The organism is Croceitalea sp. W27 (assembly GCF_055693185.1).
On the sequence record NZ_CM146327.1, the window covers coordinates 1892667 to 1911682 of the forward strand.

The 19016-nt window shown below is 36.5% G+C and carries 20 protein-coding genes; 7 read left to right on the plus strand and 13 right to left on the minus strand.

Annotated elements, in window-relative coordinates; genetic code table 11:
• From gldD to mutY, 4 genes are read right to left on the minus strand one after another with little or no spacing between them, the layout of a single operon-like run.
• Window positions 1–558, minus strand: a complete 558-nt coding sequence (gene gldD, locus ACZ1GR_RS08560) for a gliding motility lipoprotein GldD (protein WP_472611715.1) — start codon at window positions 556–558, stop codon at window positions 1–3.
• Window positions 548–1876, minus strand: coding sequence for a gliding motility-associated protein GldE (locus ACZ1GR_RS08565; RefSeq protein WP_472611716.1), 1329 nt, complete (start codon window positions 1874–1876; stop codon window positions 548–550). Before ACZ1GR_RS08565 ends, gldD begins: the two co-directional genes overlap by 11 nt.
• Window positions 1877–1895: 19 nt before the next feature.
• Complete coding sequence (locus ACZ1GR_RS08570) at window positions 1896–2360, minus strand: single-stranded DNA-binding protein (protein WP_472611717.1); 465 nt, start codon at window positions 2358–2360, stop codon at window positions 1896–1898.
• Between the two features lie 23 nt (window positions 2361–2383).
• Entirely contained in the window at window positions 2384–3421 is a 1038-nt protein-coding gene (gene mutY / locus ACZ1GR_RS08575) for an A/G-specific adenine glycosylase (protein ID WP_472611718.1), read from the minus strand.
• Between the two features lie 111 nt (window positions 3422–3532).
• Between mutY and ACZ1GR_RS08580 the strand changes: the two genes are divergently transcribed.
• The 4 genes from ACZ1GR_RS08580 (at window position 3533) to ACZ1GR_RS08595 (ending at window position 6968) form a co-directional block, all read left to right on the plus strand.
• Entirely contained in the window at window positions 3533–3823 is a 291-nt protein-coding gene (locus ACZ1GR_RS08580) for an HU family DNA-binding protein (RefSeq protein WP_010516435.1), read from the plus strand.
• A gap of 251 nt (window positions 3824–4074) precedes the next feature.
• Window positions 4075–5622, plus strand: a complete 1548-nt coding sequence (locus ACZ1GR_RS08585; protein ID WP_472611719.1) for an Rne/Rng family ribonuclease — start codon at window positions 4075–4077, stop codon at window positions 5620–5622.
• A 90-nt stretch (window positions 5623–5712) separates the two neighbouring features.
• Window positions 5713–6489 carry a DUF3667 domain-containing protein gene (locus ACZ1GR_RS08590; RefSeq protein ID WP_472611720.1) on the plus strand — a complete coding sequence of 259 codons (777 nt, stop codon included), beginning with the start codon at window positions 5713–5715 and terminating at the stop codon, window positions 6487–6489.
• Between the two features lie 2 nt (window positions 6490–6491).
• Window positions 6492–6968, plus strand: a complete 477-nt coding sequence (locus ACZ1GR_RS08595; RefSeq protein ID WP_472611721.1) for a regulatory protein RecX — start codon at window positions 6492–6494, stop codon at window positions 6966–6968.
• Between the two features lie 67 nt (window positions 6969–7035).
• On the opposite strand, the gene ACZ1GR_RS08600 is transcribed toward ACZ1GR_RS08595, so the two are convergent.
• The 3 genes from ACZ1GR_RS08600 to ACZ1GR_RS08610 all read right to left on the minus strand — a co-directional run bounded on the left by ACZ1GR_RS08600 (window position 7036) and on the right by ACZ1GR_RS08610 (window position 10678).
• Window positions 7036–7902: a cupin-like domain-containing protein gene (locus ACZ1GR_RS08600; protein WP_472611722.1), complete on the minus strand. Its 867-nt coding sequence runs from the start codon at window positions 7900–7902 to the stop codon at window positions 7036–7038.
• Between the two features lie 54 nt (window positions 7903–7956).
• On the minus strand, window positions 7957–9057 hold the full coding sequence (gene bioB, locus ACZ1GR_RS08605; protein ID WP_472611723.1) for a biotin synthase BioB: 1101 nt from the start codon (window positions 9055–9057) through the stop codon (window positions 7957–7959).
• Between the two features lie 436 nt (window positions 9058–9493).
• A complete protein-coding gene (locus tag ACZ1GR_RS08610; RefSeq protein ID WP_472611806.1) occupies window positions 9494–10678 on the minus strand; it encodes a beta-ketoacyl synthase N-terminal-like domain-containing protein in 1185 nt (394 codons plus the stop codon).
• A 67-nt stretch (window positions 10679–10745) separates the two neighbouring features.
• Here ACZ1GR_RS08610 and ACZ1GR_RS08615 point away from each other — a divergent pair, with 67 nt between their 5' ends.
• Entirely contained in the window at window positions 10746–11177 is a 432-nt protein-coding gene (locus ACZ1GR_RS08615; protein WP_472611724.1) for a cytochrome c oxidase assembly factor Coa1 family protein, read from the plus strand.
• Here the strand turns inward: ACZ1GR_RS08615 and bioA are convergent.
• A complete protein-coding gene (gene bioA, locus ACZ1GR_RS08620; RefSeq protein ID WP_472611725.1) occupies window positions 11174–12457 on the minus strand; it encodes an adenosylmethionine--8-amino-7-oxononanoate transaminase in 1284 nt (427 codons plus the stop codon). The two genes, ACZ1GR_RS08615 and bioA, sit on opposite strands and share 4 nt — an antisense overlap.
• Before the next feature lie 114 nt (window positions 12458–12571).
• Here bioA and ACZ1GR_RS08625 point away from each other — a divergent pair, with 114 nt between their 5' ends.
• A complete protein-coding gene (locus tag ACZ1GR_RS08625; RefSeq protein ID WP_472611726.1) occupies window positions 12572–13312 on the plus strand; it encodes a glycosyltransferase in 741 nt (246 codons plus the stop codon).
• Between the two features lies 1 nt (window position 13313).
• Window positions 13314–14792 carry an ArnT family glycosyltransferase gene (locus ACZ1GR_RS08630; RefSeq protein WP_472611727.1) on the plus strand — a complete coding sequence of 493 codons (1479 nt, stop codon included), beginning with the start codon at window positions 13314–13316 and terminating at the stop codon, window positions 14790–14792.
• Here the strand turns inward: ACZ1GR_RS08630 and bioD are convergent.
• The 5 genes from bioD to atpD form a co-directional block, all read right to left on the minus strand.
• Window positions 14778–15392 (minus strand): dethiobiotin synthase, encoded by a 615-nt coding sequence (gene bioD / locus ACZ1GR_RS08635; protein ID WP_472611728.1) that lies wholly within the window; start codon window positions 15390–15392, stop codon window positions 14778–14780. The genes ACZ1GR_RS08630 and bioD overlap by 15 nt on opposite strands.
• Window positions 15389–15775, minus strand: a complete 387-nt coding sequence (locus ACZ1GR_RS08640) for a putative signal transducing protein (protein WP_472611729.1) — start codon at window positions 15773–15775, stop codon at window positions 15389–15391. The genes bioD and ACZ1GR_RS08640 overlap by 4 nt, the downstream gene beginning before the upstream one ends.
• Window positions 15776–16930 carry an aminotransferase class I/II-fold pyridoxal phosphate-dependent enzyme gene (locus ACZ1GR_RS08645; RefSeq protein ID WP_472611730.1) on the minus strand — a complete coding sequence of 385 codons (1155 nt, stop codon included), beginning with the start codon at window positions 16928–16930 and terminating at the stop codon, window positions 15776–15778.
• A 148-nt stretch (window positions 16931–17078) separates the two neighbouring features.
• Complete coding sequence (locus tag ACZ1GR_RS08650; RefSeq protein WP_472611731.1) at window positions 17079–17357, minus strand: F0F1 ATP synthase subunit delta/epsilon; 279 nt, start codon at window positions 17355–17357, stop codon at window positions 17079–17081.
• A gap of 87 nt (window positions 17358–17444) precedes the next feature.
• Window positions 17445–18953 (minus strand): F0F1 ATP synthase subunit beta, encoded by a 1509-nt coding sequence (gene atpD, locus ACZ1GR_RS08655; protein WP_472611807.1) that lies wholly within the window; start codon window positions 18951–18953, stop codon window positions 17445–17447.
• Window positions 18954–19016 lie beyond the last annotated feature (63 nt).

Below are 19016 nucleotides of genomic sequence, written 5' to 3' on the forward strand. Positions count from 1 at the left end.
TTAGTCTTTCCACTCCATACTCTCCATGATTCTGCGAATATCTCTTTGCAAATAGTTGGCTGCAGGATAAATAGAATCGTAATTCGGCTTGGCATAAAAATAGAGTGACCCTGTTACAAAATGATTAGTACTATCGGTCACATAAAACTGTGCCTGAGAAGCAGCATTACCCGTAACTTCATAGAACATGCCGTATACCTTTTTTTCAGGGTTTACAAAAGGTTGTTCAACTATGTTGTCGGCCTTGACCGCATGCTCGTAAGATAGTTTTTGAGTGTCTCTTAGAAGGGTATTCAAATTATCGCCGACTTCTTTATAAGTAATATAAACCGAGCCTTTTATATTCGGGTAATCAATTACCATAGAACAGTCTGATTTCTGTTTTACATTGGCTATCGCATTTAGCTCTAATTTATAGTTGCAATCGCTGATAAAATCTATATACTCCGCTTTAGGAAAATCCAATCGGAGCATAGCCTTAGGTTTGGGTAGCACCTCATCTTTGCAGCTTACAAGTAATACAACCACTGTTAGTAAGATTGAAATTCTATTTCTCATGTGGTAAGGTTACTTTAATTTGTTTTAGTCTTTTTTTATCCATGCTTTCAACTATAAACTGATAATCGTTAAATAGCACTTTCTCGCCCCTTTTTGGAAAACTTCCAGAAATTTCTAGAACAAAACCGGCTATGGTTTCCGACTCTCCTTTTTTTAGTTCAAATTCTTCTTCATTTTCAATTTTAACAACCCGATAAAAATCTTTTAGGGTTGTTTTTCCTTCAAAAACATAAGTATAGTCATCCAATTTAGAAAATATCAAGTCTTCGTCATCGAACTCATCACTAATATCACCAACTATCTCTTCAATAATGTCTTCTAAGGTAACTATACCTGAGGTTCCACCATACTCATCTACTACCACGGCCAAATGCTTTTTCTGTTCTTGAAATTCTAACAAAAGGTCATCCAACTTTTTATTCTCGGGAACAAAGTAGGGCTCTCGAATCAAAGACATCCAATTAAAAGTCTTTCTGTCGATGTAAGGGAGCAAGTCTTTTACATACAATACGCCTAGAACATTATCCATATTTTCGGCAAACACAGGAATTCTTGAATATCCATTTTTCTTTATTTCCTGCATTACCTCAGGAAATTTCATCTCTTCATTTAGGGCAAAAATGTCTATGCGCGGTCGCATCACCTGTTTGGTATCTGTATTGCCAAATGAAACAATGCCCTCCAATATTTTTTGTTCCTCTTTTGTGGTATCACCCTCAGAAGTAAGTTCTAAAGCTTGAGAAAGATGGTCTACGCTAAGATTAGATTTTTGTTTTCCTAATTTTTCTTGAAGAAATAAGGTCGCAGAACGCATTGGCATACTTAAAGGTGTAAGTACAAAATCAAAAACCTTAAGCGGTATGGCCATAAAACTAGAAAACTGAATTCTGTTTCTATTGGCGTAAATCTTTGGAAGAATCTCCCCGAACATTAAAATTAAAAATGTAGCTACTATTACCTCTAAAACGAACCGAACCGAAATTACCTCGAACAAAACTTGGTCTATTTCCGAAAATAAGGTGTTACCGATAGCGCTGAACAATAACACAATACCAATGTTAATGGCATTGTTCGCTATTAAAATAGTAGCCAATAACTTTTTAGGTCGGTCTAAGAGTTTGATAATCAATTTTCCCCGAGAAGTACTTTCTTCCTCAATCGCATTTAAATCTGTTTGCGATAGCCCGAACAAAGCCACCTCTGCCCCAGAAATTAAGGCAGAACAGATTAAAAGTAGCACCAGTACAACTACCTTGGCCACAAAGACTCCGTTAAAAGAAAGAAATAGTACTAGTAAACAATAAGGCTCTGGGTCCAAATGGTTACAATTTAATTAACTAGAATGGTAAATCATCTTCTTCTTCAACATTCTGAACCGGTGCCGCGGCACTCGCGGGAGTATTTGAAGTCGAAGGTTGAACATTAGCATTCTGTGGTGATTGTTGTGCAGAAGTTCCGCTTTCATTTTTTGTGGTCAAAAACGTAAAATCTTGAACATGTACTTCCGTAGTATATCGGGTATTACCATCTTCACCTTGCCACTGCCTGTTTTTTAAACGCCCTTCCACATATACTTTATCGCCTTTGCTCAAGTATTTTTCACATATTTCAGCTGCTTTATTTCGCACGACAACATTATGCCAATCTGTATTGGTCACTTTTTCACCTGTTTGCTTATTGGTATAAGTTTCATTGGTAGCAATAGGAAAACGGCCAATACAGCCACCACCTTCAAAATAATGCATTTTTACTTCGTCACCTAGATGCCCGATTAGCATCACTTTATTTAATGTTCCGCTCATAACTTTATATTATGTCAAAAGTACTAAATTTTAAAGGTTTTGATGAAGTCGGCTATCAAAACTGGAACGGGAAAATTAATGACTTCTTTCCATGGCAAACCATCTTTTATTTCTTCGCCAAACTGTACAATCCAAAAATTAGTATGTAAATGTTGGTGCGATAGTTTGTGAATAATAGGTTTATCATTGTAAAGGTAGATTCCAGTAATTTTTTTAGCAGCTAAATGTTGTGTCGCGAGTTCTTTTAGCTTCTCTTTAGCTAAAATTGTTTCACTTTCGACTAACGGAAACTGATATAAGTTTTGCCAAATTCCTTTACCTGTTCTTTGCTCTAAAAGCGTATTGCTCTGATTGTCAAAAACTACCAAATAATTAAAATACCTATTCTTGATCTTTGTTTTCTTCAACTTGACAGGCAACTCATGTACTCGATTTTCTTTTAGGGCAACACAGCTTTCATTTAATGGACAATGTAAACAATATGGTTTTTTTGGCGCACATTGGATTGCCCCAAATTCCATAATGCCTTGATTATAATCCCTTACATCACCAACATGCATTACCTCTCTAGCTAAATCTTTAAAGTGTTTTATCCCTTCCGAAGAATTAATTGCTAGGTCAATACCGAAATATCGCGCCAATACCCTGTACACATTGCCATCTACTACAGGTTCTGGCTCATCAAAACTTATTGATGCTATGGCACTGGCAGTGTAGTCGCCAACTCCTTTTAACCTTAGTAACTCTTTGTAGGTTTTAGGAAAATCCCCGTTATAATCCTTAACAATGGTCTTGGCAGTGCCATGCATATTTCTAGCCCTGGAATAATACCCGAGTCCTTGCCATAATTTCAATACTTTTTCCTCAGTAGCATCTGCCAAATCATAAACACTGGGGAACTCTGAAACAAACTTATTATAATAGGGTAAACCCTGCGCAACACGTGTTTGTTGTAACATAATTTCAGACAACCATATTTTGTAGGGGTCTCTGGTGTTCCGCCAAGGCAATTCGCGCTTGTTTTCAGCGTACCACGCCAGTATTTTTTCAGAAAAATCCATCGCTTAAAATACTATCCGCGCAAAGTAACAGTTTATATACTTAAAATTTAGGGCTTTATATAAAACATTTATATATTTGCAAGCCTAAAAAAACGAAAATATAAATACGAAATGACGAAAGCGGATATTGTATCTAAAATCTCAGAGAAACTGGGTATTGAAAAAGGAGATGTACAAGCGACTGTTGAATCTTTTATGGAAGAAGTGAAGACATCTTTGGAGAATGGTGATAATGTGTACTTAAGAGGTTTTGGCAGCTTCATCATTAAAACAAGAGCTGAAAAAACAGGAAGAAATATTTCGAAGAATACTACGATTAAAATTCCTGCGCACAATATTCCTGCATTTAAGCCTGCGAAGGTTTTTGTAGAAGGAGTAAAAAGTAACGTACAAGTTAAATAAAATACTAACGTCTAAAGCAACACTATATGCCGAGTGGAAAAAAGAGAAAAAGACATAAGGTAGCTACCCACAAGCGCAAGAAGCGCCGGAGAGCAAACCGACACAAGAAAAAGTAGTCTGTTAGACTACTTTTTCATTTTTAATCATACGTTCATTGACATCACGGTTCACAAATTAGCATAAAATTACGGCTACAAAAGCCGTTATAAATATTTTTTAATCATTCGCCATAGGCGGATAAAAATCGATACATGAATAGAGAATTAATCGTAAGATCTAGTTCTGACGCAGTCGATTTTGCCTTATTAAAAGATGGAAAACTAGTTGAACTTCATAAAGAAGAAGATAATAATAGCTTTTCGGTGGGCGATGTATTTCTCGCCAAAATAAGAAAACCGGTTACTGGCCTAAACGCAGCCTTCGTAAATGTGGGTTATGAAAAAGATGCTTTTCTGCATTATCATGACCTTGGCCCGCAGTTATCTTCTATGTTAAAGTTCATAAAACAAGCAAGAACAGGAAAACTAAGAGATTTTTCCTTGAAAGACTTTCCATTTGAAAAAGATATAGACAAGAATGGCAGTATTAACGAAGTTATCAAAGCCAATCAGTCATTATTAGTACAGATTGTAAAAGAACCCATATCAACCAAGGGGCCAAGAATTAGTTCAGAATTATCAATTGCTGGACGTTATTTGGTCATGGTTCCTTTTTCGGACAGGGTTTCAGTTTCTCAGAAAATTGAAAGCAACGAAGAAAAAAGTAGGTTAAAAAGACTTGTTACAAGCATTAAACCTAAAGGATTTGGTGTAATCATCCGTACTGTTGCAGAAGGCAAAAAAGTCGCAGAACTTGACAAAGACCTCCAAAACTTGCTGGATAAATGGACAGCAATGTGCAAAACCTTACATAGAGCAGAGCATCCATCTAAAGTATTGGTAGAACTCAATAGAGCCTCTTCAATACTTAGAGATGTATTCAACGATTCCTTTACCGGAATACATGTTGATGATGAAGCGCTTTATGAAAACATAAAGGATTATGTGCACGAAATAGCTCCGCAGAAGGAGTCCATTGTTAAACATTATAATGCTCCAGCCCCAATATTTGAAAAATTTGGGATTGAGCGCCAAATAAAAACATCATTTGGGCGTACCGCCACAATGAGCAAAGGTGCTTACCTGGTCATAGAACATACCGAAGCTTTACATGTGATAGATGTAAACAGCGGTAACCGTTCTAACAAAGCCAAAAATCAAGAAGACACCGCTTTAGAAGTAAACATGCTTGCAGCCTCAGAAATTGCAAGACAATTAAGGCTTCGTGATATGGGCGGAATTATCGTTGTTGATTTTATTGATATGGTAAGAGGCGACCATCGTAAAAAACTCTTTGACCACTTAAGGGACGAGATGAAAGATGATCGCGCAAAACATAAGATTTTGCCTCCTAGTAAATTTGGCCTTGTTCAAATAACAAGACAACGTGTACGACCAGAAATGAATATCAAAACCAGTGAAGAAAACCCCAATGGCAGTGGCCAAGAGGTAGAAGCGCCAATCGTTTTGATAGATAAAATCAATTTCGATTTAGAACGAATTCTAAAAGGCCCGAATAAGAAGAAAAGTATTGTATTAAACATACATCCTTTTATTGCAGCTTATTTGACCAAGGGGACTCCTTCTATTCGTCAAAAATGGTTTTTAGAGCATAAAAAATGGGTTAAAGTACAGCCCAGAGATGCCTATACCTATCTTGAATATCGTTTTAAAGATAAAGATGGTAAAACGCTGAAATAAACAAAAGCGACCTCAATAACGGGGTCGCTTTTTTTGTTTGAGCTGCTTCTACTTTTTCGTACATTCATTCCCTCTTGGAAATCCCATTTAATGACCAACTGCCTTAATTGTAATAATAAAGTAGCTAAAGAAGCATCGTTTTGTCCAAATTGTGGCGCTAAAGTTATTACTGAAAGGATTACTTTAAAACGTATTCTATCAGATGTTGCTGAGACTATTTTTGGATGGGATAATAAGTACTTTTATACGCTGAAATCACTTATTATAAGACCTCAATTAGTTCTAGAAGATTATGTAAAAGGTGTAAGAAAAAGATATGTGCATCCCTTTACATATCTAATTATTGGTGCAACTTTGGTTTTGTTCACTTTTACTTTTTTTCTCGATAATTTTATGGAGCATCTTACTGACTTCAATATAAAATTAGCTGAGAATTATCAAAATATTGGCATCAAGAATCTAGATTTACAAGGCACAGATAAAATACAGGGTGAGATTTTAAAATATTTTAACATAGTTACACTTTTACTCATTCCTCTATATTCTCTTTTTACCTTTATAATCTATCGAAAGACCTTTAACTATGCCGAACATCTCGTATTCAATTCATATATTCAGGGGACTGGTTTTATTGTTGCCTTAACTTTCTTTTACATAAGCTTAATCACTCATCCCCTAGTATATTCTATTACCACCTTTATAACTTTGTTTCTCCATGCATATATATTTGGAAAGTTATATCGACTAAGTATCGGAATGTCCATTTTAAAGTTATTACTATTTAATGTCATGTTCATAGCTTTCATAATTATCTTAGTTACACTTATCGTCCTTATTAGCATTTTAATCACATATCTTAATGGTTAACGATGCACTTAAAAGCCTATTCCATAACCGAAGCTACTAGAAAACTTGAAAGCTATTGTGCCTACCAAGAACGTTGTCATAAAGAAGTAGTTCAAAAGCTTAGGGATATGCGTATGATTCCTGATGCGATCGATCAGATAGTTACTCATCTTATAGCACATAATTTTTTGAATGAAGAGCGCTTTGCACAAAGTTTTGCTAGGGGTAAATTCAATATTAAAAAATGGGGTAAAAACCGCATTGTAAATGAGCTAAAAAAACGTGATATCTCTAGATTCAATATTAAAACCGCCCTCAAGGAAATTGATGAGGATGCTTATCTTGAAACTTTAGATGCGCTTTCAAAAAAAAGACTTTCTCAAATTAGCGCAACCAACCTTCAAAAAAGAAGAAAAAAATTAGCTGATTATCTTTTATATAGAGGTTGGGAAAGTCATTTGGTGTATGAAAAACTTAAAGAGTTGATTCCAAATACTTAACCCAAAACATACTTCGATTAAGCTTAGTGCGATATCTAATTTATTACTAAACACCCCTAAAGTACCCTCAAGGGGACAATACTTTATCGGTATTGACAATTGCCCGTTCATTTTTCCAGTCTATCCATTTTTGACCTTTTAATCGTCGCATTAGATTATCAAAATGGCGCATTACCATAATATTATAAACGGCTTTACCAAAATTCTTGGGTTTTCTGGCTATTGCCCTTAAGCTCATCGAAAAACCAGGCGTTACATATTTCATATGATGCCAATAGCCTTCAGGAATGTAAATTACATTACCATGCTCCAAATTTGCCATATAGCCTTTTGCATGTTTTAGTGCCGGCCATTTTTGCAAATCAGGATTGGAAAAGTCGATATCCTCCCTTACAATTAAAGAATGTGGTATTTTGTATAAATACTTTGTTTCTGACTGGGGAAACAAAATACACTGTTTCTGCCCTTCAAAATGAAAATGAAAGATATTGGCCAAATCGATGTCATAATGCATAAATGTATGTGAATCGGCACCTCCAAAGAAGAGCATCGGAAGGTTTTTCATCAATTTGATTCCGAAATCAGGATAGCAAAAGTCTTTTTGAAGTTGTGGCACTTCTTTTAAAACATTCCACAAAAAAATACGGAATTTAGTTGGCCCTTTTTTCAATAAATCGACGTAATCAGCCATTTTCATTTTGGCGTGTGGCTGATTAAAACCTTCATCATGTTTTACGGGCCTATCATCATATAAAGGCACTTCTTTTTCACCCGCAACCTCTTTAATATACTCCAAGCTCCATTTAGAATAGGCTGGCCAATCTTCAATAAATTCTTCAATAACCACAGGCCTCTGTGGTCTAAAATAGTCTCGGATAAATTCTTCTTTAGAGAGTGTCTTTACCCTAGGAATTTCTTGAAGGTTAAGTTCCAAAATATAGTTTTACGAACTATCTAAATTAATAAAAGCATCCTAAAAAAATAAAACTTACTCTTTCTCTACCAATTTAGAATTCGCTTTAGCATTCTCGTTACGCTCGATTTTATGGCCAGGGCGCGTCCACTTCGGTTTTTCACCTAGTGGCTCGATCTTAGATGCTGTAGCCTCAATTGTTTCTGGCTGTGGAGCTTTTACAAAGGCTTTCTGTGGATTGAGCCCTAACAATTTGAACATTTCCATATCCTCATTTACATCAGGATTAGGAGTGGTCAATAACTTATCGCCTGCAAAAATGGAATTTGCTCCTGCAAAGAAGCACATGGCCTGACCCTCTCTACTGATTTCAGTTCTTCCTGCCGATAAACGCACTTGTGTTTTTGGCATTACAATACGTGTAGTTGCGACCATACGAATCATTTCCCAAATTGCAACAGGCTCAATATCTTCCATGGGCGTACCTTCTACAGCAACTAAAGCATTAATGGGTACTGATTCAGGTTGTGGGCTTAAAGACGCCAAAGCAACAAGCATTCCGGCACGGTCTTCAACTTTCTCACCCATTCCTATAATTCCTCCACTACAAACCGTAACATTGGTTTTACGAACATTATCAATAGTTTCTAAACGGTCTTCAAAAGCCCTTGTAGAAATGACATCTTTATAATAATCTTCTGAGGTATCTAAATTATGATTGTAAGCATAAAGCCCAGCTTCTGCTAAACGTTTTGCTTGGTTTTCGGTAATCATACCAAGTGTGCAGCAAACCTCCATATCTAATTTATTAATGGTACGAACCATTTCTAAAACCTGATCAAATTCAGGACCATCTTTAACATTACGCCAGGCCGCACCCATACAAACACGCGAACTGCCGGATGATTTAGCACGTAATGCCTGAGCTTTTACCTGTTGTACGGACATGAGGTCATTGCCCTCGATATCGGTATGGTAACGAGCTGCCTGTGGGCAATAGCCACAATCTTCTGGGCAACCGCCAGTTTTTATAGAAAGTAAGGTGGAAACCTGAACCGTGTTTGGGTCGTGATATTTACGGTGCATAGTTGCCGCATCATAAAGCAACTCCATTAAAGGCTTATTGTAAATTGCTAATATTTCCTCCTTGGTCCAATTGTGTCTTGTCTCGCTCATAAATCAAAAATAGGGATTTCCAATACAAAATCCCTAATCAAAAAAAATGTCGTTCTAAATGAAATAAAGAATCTCAACTTAAGATTTTTCGCTATCTACTTCGACAAGCTCAACATGACAGCTCAGAATAACATTGTATTCGTAAAAAATACCCACGGGTCATTTCGATATGAGGATTGCAGCGACGATTGAGAAATCTAAACTCCTTAGATTTCTCACGCTCATTTTATTCGGTTCGAAATGACCTGAATTGTATTAATTTATCTATGAGACCTATTCCTCTTTTTTCTTAGGCGTTGTAGATTTTTTGGTTTCAGTTTCTGCTTCTCCCTCAGCGACGTCCTTACCCTTTAAATACTCAGGCAATTGCATACCGGCCATAAAATGTTGGTTAATAAATCATTTAAGATAAGACATTGCCGAGAATATAGGAAGCTTATTTTGAAAGCAAGATGGATACCGCATTTCCTCCAAAACCTACTGCGTTTACCAAAACAGTTTTAATCGATTTGGGATTCTGCTGTTTTTCTGCAAAGGGAACGGAAATCGCTTTATTATTTTGAAGCATCAGTATCGCCATTTCTACACTTAGCATTCCCGATGCCCCAAAGGTGTGGCCTACTTTCCATTTATTTGTAGTCAAAAAAGGTTTTTTGTTACAAAATATTTTTTTGATAGCCTTAAATTCTGATAAATCGCCCTTTATGGTGCCCGGGGCATGCATCACCACAACATCTACACTATTACGGTATTTGTCCCCTAAAGCCATTGCCATAGCATCTTGAAAACACTTTGCATCGGCAGATATGGAAACATTATGTGTTAGCGGTTCTGTAGCATATCCTATTCCTATAATTTTAGCCAGGGCTTCTCCAGAACTCTCTTTTTCTAAACAAGCCACGGAAGCTGCTTCTCCCAGTACCATCGTGTTTTGTTTTTTATCTAAATCGAAAGCACGGCACGGGAACCCTTCGACAGGCTCAGGGTGACTATTTTTGTTGTTCGAGTAGATTTTTAATGCCTTCATCTGCGCAATGGTAAATGGGGTCAATGGTGCTTCACTGCCACCTACCAAAAATTTAGTTGCCATTCCGCTTTGTATCCATGCAATACCGTTCAACATTGCGTGCAGGGCAGTAGAGCAGGTTATGGAATGTGAGATCTCTGGCCCTTTTGTTTTTAGGTCATGGGCCACCCAAGAAGAGATATTGCCGAGCGTTGTAGTTGGCGATGCCAAAGTAGATGTGCTATCATCCTTTAAAAATTCTTTATGGAATTTTTCAAACAGAGCCGTTGCTCCCCGAGATGAACCTATGTTCACCCCGAAATCTACATCTTTAGATTCTATTGACCAACCTGCTTTTTCTATCGCCTTTCTAGAGGCATACATGGCATACAATACAGATTCATCAAGATTCGTGTATTTATTATCAGAGTTTTTGAGCGCCGTAATCTCATCACTTACCTTTTCAGGAAGTGTACCTGCCCATACTTTTTTATCACCAATTTCTATTTCTTTGAGCTGCGTATCGTCATTTTTATAATTTTCCCAAGCTTGTTCAAGAGAATTTCCCAATGGGGAAATTGAAGAAATTGCAGTAATGTAAACAGGTTCTTTCAACATATTTTATAATTAAAACAAAAGTAAAAGTTCTTATCTTCATCTGGCATATTAAATTTAAGAAAGCATGAATAATGAACTCGTACCTCAACCTAGTTGGTGGAAAAGAAATTGGAAATGGGTCGTTCCGGTTGGAGGTTGTTTCACACTGATTATTGGAGCGATTATTTTATTCTCTTCCATTTATTTTGGGGTAACCAATATTATGGAAGGCTCTCAACCCTATGAATATGCTTTTGAGCTCATTAATAAAGACGAACAGCTGTTGGATATTTTAGGCTCCCCTATCGAAAAAGATGGTATGATTCAAGGAAATATCAACTGGACCAATGGAAATAAAAGTGCAAAAATGGTTATTCCCATTACTGGCTCAAAAGGCGATGGCAAACTATATATTGATGCTACTGGGGAAGGAGATGAATGGAACTATCATGAAATTCGCGTTGAGGTCAATGATCAAGAGTTTGATTTTATAGACGAAATCAACTCACAGCACTAGGTTTCCAGTAATTCTAATATAACATTATAAATCTTTTCTAGCTGCTCATTAGTTATTACATATGGCGGCAATACATAAACCGTATTACCTAAAGGGCGAAGGTTTACCCCTCTAGACATAAAGAACTGATACAGTTCGTCTCGCGATTTTCCATAGCGATCCATTTTTACATTTAAATCAACCGCCAGAATTACTCCAAGACTACGGGCATCTTCTACTTTTGGATGTTTTTTAATTTTTAGAACGAACCTCTCATGCGCATCTTCAATATACTTCCTGCGCTCCAAGACCGTTTTTGATTCTAACAAATCGAGACCCGCTATTGCCGCTGCGCAACCTATAGGATGCGCACTAAATGTATGGGCATGAAAGAACCCTTTTGCTACCTTATCGCTTAAAAAAGCATCGAAAATATGTTGCGAACAACTCGTAATACTTAAAGGAAACATGCCTGCAGTTAAGGCTTTACTTAGACATATAATATCTGGTTTATGTTCTAAATAATCAGATGCAAAATTTTTACCTGTTTTGCCAAAACCGGTCATTATCTCATCGGCAATACATAAGACATCCAAAGATTTACACTTTTGAATAAGAGCATCCAACCCTTTAGCAGAATGAAATTTCATTCCTGCCGCACCTTGAGCTAGGGGTTCAAAAACAAATGCTGCACAATTGTTTTTCTCAATGATCTCCTCTAGTCTTGCAAGCACCTCATCAATGGTATCATCTTGTGGCGCCGGAATGCGTTTAACCTTAAGCAAGAAATCTTCAAAAGGGCCATTGTATGATGACAAACCTGAGGCGCTCATGGCTCCAAAGGTATCTCCGTGAAATCCCTCTTCAAAAGCTATTAGCGTATCTCGCTTTTTACCTTTATTATGGTAGTATTGTAAGGCCATTTTTATAGCTGCTTCCACAGCTGTAGAACCATTATCGTTAAAGAAAATCTTAGCCTGATTTTTAGGCAATAGCTTCATCAGCTTCTCAGATAACTCAATCGCTGGTTTGTGCGTAAAACCGCTGAACATAACAAAGTCAAGTTCTTTCATTTGAGCAGTAATCGCTTCTACAATATAATCACTGCAATGACCATACATGGCAGTGTACCAAGAAGCTATACCGTCTATATATTCTTTGCCATTTTCATCCCATAACAATGCCCCTTTGGCTTTTACAATAGGCAAGGCGTCTACTGCGGTTTTGTGTTGCGTTAAGGGATGCCACAAGTATTTCTTATCTCGTTGGATTAAATTTTTTGTCTGTGCTGAATCTTTCAAATCACTCAATTTGGCTACCTTGCAAAGATGGCAATAAAACCAAAAAGTTTATTGTCGCTTTATGTTATTTTACGATATCTCTCCCTAGAGGTATAATGCCTAAATATCAATGATTTGAACGATTTTATCATTTTAGTGCCGTGCTATAATGAAGCCAACAGATTACCTATCGAAAGCTTTCATTGTTTTTTGGATACTGAAAAAAAGGTTTCTATCATTTTTATAGATGACGCTTCAACTGACGATACTTTAGAAGCACTAAGAAAACTGCAGAACCGCCATCCAAAACAAATACAAATTCTAGAAAATAAAGAAAACAAAGGGAAAGCGGGTAGTATTAGAAATGGGGTCCTCTACTGTTTAGAAAATAACATCGGAAAACTATTTGCCTACCTAGACGCAGACCTGGCCACATCTTTGGAAGAATGTTACTCTTATAAAACCTTTTTGTTAAATAATAAAGAATTTGTTTTTGCATCTAGGATTCTAAAAATAGGCTCTACAGTAGAAAGAAAGTTTTCGAGATTTTTCTTTGGAAGAATCATAGCAACCATTATTTCCAATATCCTAGATATAAAAGTGTATGATACTCAATGCGGGTGCAAGGTATTCACTAGAGACGTAGCGATAATTACTTTTTCGAAGCCTTTTATTTCTAAATGGCTTTTTGATGTCGAACTTTTTAGTAGGCTTTTACGGTATTATGGAAAGGAAAAGGCCCTAGACATTATGGATGAAATACCGGTTAAAAAATGGATAGACATTGGTGATTCAAAAGTTAAAATATCATATTTTTTTCGTCTTTGGGTAGATTTGTATAAAATTAGAAAAGCCCACTTAACCAAAAAACCTTAGTTTGATTACATTCCTTAAAAAACTGCTACATTCTGAAAGAAGCATTTTTTTTACGCTTTTTATTTACGGTTTGCTCATAAGATTTCCCTTCTTTTTTAGAGATTATATAGACCGAGATGAAAGCACTTTTATTCTTATGGGACAATCTTGGGTTGATGGTTACCTCCCCTTTACCCAATTATGGGATATTAAACCACCTCTTACTTTTCTTTTTTTCGCTATAATCATCTCGATATTCGGGAAAAGTTTTATCGCAATAAGACTTTTTGGTGTACTGCTAGTAACTATTTCCTCTTTTTTTACTTATAGAATTACTCGCGAGCTATGCAACAAAAGAGTGGCGATTATAGTATCATTTATTACAGTAGCCGTACAAAGTCTATTTGGTAGTTTACAAGGGGTAATGTCAGAACACATCGCAATGGCATTTGTCACGCCGGTAATTTGGATGCTCATTAAAAAACAACGTTCTTCCCAGAACATTTTGTTTGCCGGATTACTTACGGGATGTGCTTTAATGGTAAAATTAAACCTTGCATATGTAGCACTTTTATTGGGCATTTCAATTGTCTATCTAGAGTATGTGAAGTTTAAATCGCTGGCCGTAGTTACAAAGCCCTTACTTTATGGCATTGGCATTCTATTTCTGATTTTTACCACTTTTATGCCCTACTATTTCAGTGATAACGGAATGCTTTGGTGGAAATCTGTTATCGAAGCACCGCTAGCCTATGCAGGCGCTCGCCAAGATTCCCCCTATAAGTTAATAAGTTATCTTCTTCCGTTTATTGGAATTCTGGTTTTTGGATGGAGAAAAAAAATATTTGATCTTAAAAATCCTACTATCCTATTTCTGGTCATTGCAACTTTGGGAACCCTACTTGCCTTTGTAAAAAGTGGAAGAGTAAATGGCCATTATTTGATTTTGATTTATCCTATAATTCTCCCTTTATTGGCACTTATTCTTTCAAAACAAGTACGAGTAAAATCTAAAAAAATTGGCTCAGCCGCCGCTATAGTATTCTTATTAATACCCGTAGAATCTTATATAGAATATAGTGCAATAATAAAGAATCATAGTAAAAATGGTTCTTATTTTAATGGAGAAGGAATTACAGTTCCAGCTTATTTTGAAACTCATAATCTCCCAACCAATAAGGTGTTATTTATGGAATACCATATCGGGTACTGGGTACTGGGAATTAATCCCCTAACAAAATCAACCACGCAGCCTAGCAATCTTTTAAAGGATGAAATGTTCTTTGCTTACGATAATCCAAGGAAAAAGGAAGAAGAGGAATTGAAGCATATCATGGAACGAATTAGACCCGATTATATCGTCACTCGAAAAAATAGAAAGATATTTGGTAAAAAAGAGGTTGCCGCAAACTTTTATATGAATATACAATTATCGAAGAATTATATCCCTTTAGACACCATTGAAAATGCGGTAATTCACAAACGTTTAAAACTCCAGTAGTGCTTTTCTAAATTCTTTAGCATAGTGCTTAACTACTTTTTTGTCAATTAACTCCTCCTCATTAATCCTCCCTAAAAAAGAAGCATCCGTTTTATTCAAAATAATGCTTTCAGTCGTCGGGTATTCATCTCCACTAAAAATTAATCCTACTCTAAAATTTCTTTGTTGAAGTGCTTCTATCGTAAGTAAGCTATGATTAATACTGCCCAAATAATGCCTTGAAACAACTATAACTTTGTAATCTGACTGAATCAAGTCTAAAATTGTATCTGAGTCATTTAAAGGAACCAATAAACCACCGGCCCCCTCGATAACCAAATGATTTTCTGTACGGGGTTCTCTAATTGCATCTAAATCAATCTGAATACCATCAATTTCTGCAGCGGCATGTGGACTCATAGGGGTGTTTAGCGCATAGCTGTTCTGATGAATAATGGATTTGGTATTGGAAATCAAATTCTTGACCTTGTGGCTATCAGAGTTCTCTAAATCCCCAGCCTGAATTGGTTTCCAGTAGTCGGCTTCTAAAGCTTCAGTAACTATTGCCGAAGCAATGGTTTTACCAACTTCTGTAGAAATACCGGTAATAAATAATTTCATACTTCTGCCTTGGTAATAAATTCACAATTGGTACAACGGTATTTTTTAGGTTCAAAAAATGGAAAGAGTTTATAGAACAGTGTATTGCGCAAATAATGAACTTCAGACTTCTGTGCCTTACAATTTGGGCATTGAACCAAATTTCCATTTTCATCAACCGCATATTTTCTTAGTTCATTATAAATGTCTTGTGCTTTCTCTTTATCGGCCGCATAAACTTGTAACTTAATACCACCTATTGCATTACTAGCAAAGGGTTCTACACCTACGGTGTTTTCATCTTTTAGGGTAACCGTTATACCTTCAGATTCTAATTTTCCCTTTATTATCTGTACATCGGCTAAAAATTCAAAACTGCCTAATGTAACTAAGTCCTTGCCCATTTATAGTTCTTTTAATAATGATACTAGCTGTTTTATCTCGTCTTTTGTATTGAACGCATGAAGGCAAAAACGAAGCCGTTCTTTTCCCTTTGGCACTGTTGGTGAAAGAATAGCCTTAATATCAAAGCCGTTCTCTCTAAGGTTCTCAGAAATCGTTTTAGCTTCTATATTGCCTCTAACGAACATACATTGAATTGCAGAATTACTTTCTATAAAGCTTTTTTGTAACCCTTGTCTAGCCAATTCTTGTTTAAAATAGACAATGTTTTTCAATAAGCTATCTTTAAAAGATCTACCCTTTTCTGATTTTAGAAAATCATACGCGGCTAAGTTGGTCGCAATCGTATGAGGCGGTAAAGCAGTGGTATAAATAAAGCTTCTTGAAAAATTCACCAGATAATTCTTTAGCTGGCCACTTCCTAGTATTGCTGCACCATGAGAACCTAAAGCTTTACCAAAAGTGATAATTCTGGCAAAAATAGCAGTTTCAATTTCTCTTTCAAGACATAAGCCCTTTCCATTACCAAATATTCCAACAGCATGCGCTTCATCTACAATTAAATAATATCCATTTTTGGTGCAAAATTCAGAGAAGGCTTTCAAGTCTGAACTATCTCCATCCATAGAAAATACAGATTCGGTCACTACATAAATCTCTGAATCTAAAGTACTCGGATTTGTTCCAACTAACAGTTCAACTTTAGATTTTAAGTCGGACAAATCGTTATGCTTAAACTTATAGTTTTTTGCGTTACTTAATTGAATTCCATCTCTAATACTGGCATGGGCCAGTTCATCATAAAAAATCATATCTCCGCGCTGCGGCATCGAAGCGAAAAAACCAAGATTGGCATCGTAGCCAGAATTAAACACTAAAGCAGCTTCACAACTATAAATGCTAGTAAGTTGTTCTTCTAATTTTTGATATAATTGATGGTTTCCAGAAATCAATCGGGATCCTGTAGCTCCGTTTTTAGAATTACCCTGATTTAAAATTTCTTTTGTTCTTTCCTTAATCCAAAGCTCTCTTGAAAAACCTAGATAATCATTTGAAGAAAAATCAACCAATCTGCCGGCACTTGGCAATTTGCGATAGGCATTCTCTGCTACTCTTTTTTCTAGTTTTTGGGTTAATTTCTTTGGGAAATTCGTCATAAATCAAAAATAGTCCCTTTATTGATATTACGTATAAAAGTAAACTAACCATTAGAAATGATGCTCTTCAGGATAGAAAAATAATATCAATTAAAAAACAAAAGCCACTCTAGATTAGAGCGGCTTTTTTCATTTAAAACGTATTGGCTTAATCCGCCAGTACAATAACTTTATTATCTTTCAATTCAATAGTTCCGCTTGAAATTGCTAAAACAGTTTCTCCGTTAGCGCCCTTGGTGAACTTATCTTGAACCTCTTCTTCTATTGTAATATCGCCTTGTACTTTAACTTCACCTTCTTGTAATAACGATAAAATTGGAGCATGATTCTGTAACATCTGGAATTCACCATTTATTCCAGGAACTGTAACCGATGTTACTTCGCCTGTGAATAATGTTGCTTCTGGGGATACAATTTCTAAATACATATTCAATAGTAGTTAGTAGTTAGTGGTCAGTGGTCAGTGGTCAGTAGTTGATTTCTCCATACCAAGCACTAATATCTAATTGCCATTTTAAGCTTCGGCTAACATTTTCTCACCAGCTTCAATAGCTTCCTCGATTGTTCCTTTTAAGTTAAAGGCAGATTCTGGTAGGTGATCTAATTCACCATCCATAATCATATTAAATCCTTTAATAGTTTCTTTAATGTCTACCAATACTCCTGGGATACCTGTAAATTGCTCAGCAACATGGAAAGGCTGAGATAAGAAACGCTGCACACGTCTTGCACGCCCTACAGCTAATTTATCCTCCTCAGATAGTTCTTCCATACCAAGAATGGCAATGATATCTTGTAGTTCTTTGTAACGTTGTAACAACTCTTTCACACGCTGCGCACAACCATAATGGTCATCCCCTAATATATCCGCTGTTAGAATTCTTGACGTAGAATCTAAAGGATCAACCGCAGGGTAAATACCAAGTTCTGCAATTTTACGAGAAAGTACAGTTGTTGCATCTAAGTGAGCAAAAGTAGTAGCGGGCGCCGGATCCGTTAAATCATCTGCAGGTACGTAAACCGCCTGTACCGATGTAATAGAGCCTCTTTTAGTTGAAGTAATACGCTCTTGCATTGCACCCATCTCTGTTGCTAGCGTAGGCTGATAACCAACTGCAGATGGCATCCTTCCTAAAAGTGCAGATACTTCTGAACCCGCTTGTGTAAAACGAAAGATATTATCTACGAAGAACAGTACGTCTTTGCCTTGACCATCACCAGCACCATCACGGAAATACTCAGCAATTGTTAATCCTGATAATGCCACACGGGCACGAGCCCCAGGTGGTTCGTTCATTTGACCAAAAACGAAAGTCGCTTTTGATTCTTTCATTGCTTTCTTATCTACTTTAGACAAATCCCAGCCACCTTCTTCCATAGAATGTAAGAAGTCGTCACCATACTTTATAATACCTGACTCTAACATCTCACGAAGCAAGTCATTACCTTCTCTTGTGCGTTCACCAACACCAGCAAATACCGAAAGACCACCGTGACCTTTAGCAATATTGTTGATCAACTCTTGTATCAGTACCGTTTTACCAACACCAGCACCACCGAACAATCCAATTTTACCTCCTTTTGCATAAGGCTCAATCAAATCGATTACTTTGATACCTGTAAACAAAACCTCTGTAGAAGTGGATAAATCTTCAAATTTTGGAGCTTCACGGTGAATTGGAAGTCCATTGTCTCCACTTTTAGGCAGTTCCTCAAGTCCATCAATTGCATCTCCGATTACATTAAAAAGACGTCCATAAACATCCTCTCCGATTGGCATCTGAATAGAGCTTCCTGTGGCAACAGCTTCAACACCTCTGCTTAATCCATCAGTAGAATCCATCGAGATTGTTCTAACGGTATTTTCACCAATATGTGATTGTACCTCGAGCACTAGCTTAGAGCCATCTGCCTTATCGATTTCTAATGAATCATAAATTTTTGGGATTACCGTACCTGACTCAAACTCAACGTCAATAACCGGTCCAATGATTTGTGCAACTTTACCTGTAACTTTCGACATTACTTGCTTATTTCTGTTATTCGATTTTTTGGATAGAAAAAACCCTGTTTTTTCCGGCTGCAA

Excerpts from the sequence above, each read along its gene's own strand:
- ACZ1GR_RS08645 (WP_472611730.1), bottom strand. The coding sequence starts at position 16,930 with ATGACGAATTTCCCAAAGAAATTAACCCAAAAACTAGAAAAAAGAGTA.
- ACZ1GR_RS08590 (WP_472611720.1), top strand. The coding sequence starts at position 5,713 with ATGACCAACTGCCTTAATTGTAATAATAAAGTAGCTAAAGAAGCATCG.
- ACZ1GR_RS08570 (WP_472611717.1), bottom strand. The coding sequence starts at position 2,360 with ATGAGCGGAACATTAAATAAAGTGATGCTAATCGGGCATCTAGGTGAC.
- bioD (WP_472611728.1), bottom strand. The coding sequence starts at position 15,392 with ATGAAATTATTTATTACCGGTATTTCTACAGAAGTTGGTAAAACCATT.
- ACZ1GR_RS08615 (WP_472611724.1), top strand. The coding sequence starts at position 10,746 with ATGAATAATGAACTCGTACCTCAACCTAGTTGGTGGAAAAGAAATTGG.
- ACZ1GR_RS08595 (WP_472611721.1), top strand. The coding sequence starts at position 6,492 with ATGCACTTAAAAGCCTATTCCATAACCGAAGCTACTAGAAAACTTGAA.
- ACZ1GR_RS08585 (WP_472611719.1), top strand. The coding sequence starts at position 4,075 with ATGAATAGAGAATTAATCGTAAGATCTAGTTCTGACGCAGTCGATTTT.
- bioB (WP_472611723.1), bottom strand. The coding sequence starts at position 9,057 with ATGAGCGAGACAAGACACAATTGGACCAAGGAGGAAATATTAGCAATT.
- ACZ1GR_RS08650 (WP_472611731.1), bottom strand. The coding sequence starts at position 17,357 with ATGTATTTAGAAATTGTATCCCCAGAAGCAACATTATTCACAGGCGAA.
- mutY (WP_472611718.1), bottom strand. The coding sequence starts at position 3,421 with ATGGATTTTTCTGAAAAAATACTGGCGTGGTACGCTGAAAACAAGCGC.
- ACZ1GR_RS08640 (WP_472611729.1), bottom strand. The coding sequence starts at position 15,775 with ATGGGCAAGGACTTAGTTACATTAGGCAGTTTTGAATTTTTAGCCGAT.
- gldD (WP_472611715.1), bottom strand. The coding sequence starts at position 558 with ATGAGAAATAGAATTTCAATCTTACTAACAGTGGTTGTATTACTTGTA.
- ACZ1GR_RS08580 (WP_010516435.1), top strand. The coding sequence starts at position 3,533 with ATGACGAAAGCGGATATTGTATCTAAAATCTCAGAGAAACTGGGTATT.
- atpD (WP_472611807.1), bottom strand. The coding sequence starts at position 18,953 with ATGTCGAAAGTTACAGGTAAAGTTGCACAAATCATTGGACCGGTTATT.